Here is a 682-nt window from a genome sequence, read left to right on the forward strand (position 1 = left end):
TCCAGAGCCCCCTCGCATTCGAGCGAAAGGCCCGGGAAGTAAGCTAAACGCTCTCCACAAAAGCCGGGCAAGTCCACATTGATCCTCCTGCGCGCAGTTTCGACATAGGTCTCATCGATCTCGATGCCAATGGAGCGCCAGCCCAACTGTTTGGCAGCGACCAAGGTGGTGCCGGTGCCAGCGAAAGGATCGAGAACGAGGCCACGCCGGCCATGCAGCTTCAGACAGCGGCGGGGCAGTTCCAGCGGGAATATGGCAGGGTGGCCGTATTTTCCGGCCGCGTTCGAGGCCGGCTCATAGGGCATAAACCAGCTGTTCCCCCCGCAGCGTCTATCCTCGGTCGCATGGTTCCATCGGCCGAGATTTGATTTGTCCTGATAAGGGACGCCGATCGCCAGGCGATCGATCGGCACTCTCCCTGTTTTGCTCAGGTGATAGACCTGTTCGTTCGTCCGGTTCAGCAGCCTGTCGCTGTTGATCGGACGGAACTGGCCAGAGGTCTCACCTTTGACGGCAATGGACTTGACCCAGGTGATATCGTTCTGTCGGGCGAACAGGTGGCGAAACAGGCAAATGACATCATCGGCCAGCCATGGATCCTTCACGGAGATGCTGTCCCTGGGCGTGGTGTAGGTTCTGGCTGAGGTTGTCACCTGCGTTGTTCCGGTAGGGTCTGGTTGCT

Annotated in this window: 1 protein-coding gene; it reads right to left on the minus strand. The window is 59.1% G+C overall.

Going from position 1 to position 682, the window contains the following annotated elements; genetic code table 11:
- On the minus strand, positions 1-605 hold a 605-nt coding region (locus tag Q1A36_RS21345; RefSeq protein WP_299848194.1), incomplete at its 3' end, for a site-specific DNA-methyltransferase.
- Positions 606-682: the final 77 nt, after the last annotated feature.

The organism is uncultured Paracoccus sp. (assembly GCF_947487305.1).
Taxonomy (GTDB): Bacteria; Pseudomonadota; Alphaproteobacteria; order Rhodobacterales; family Rhodobacteraceae; genus Paracoccus.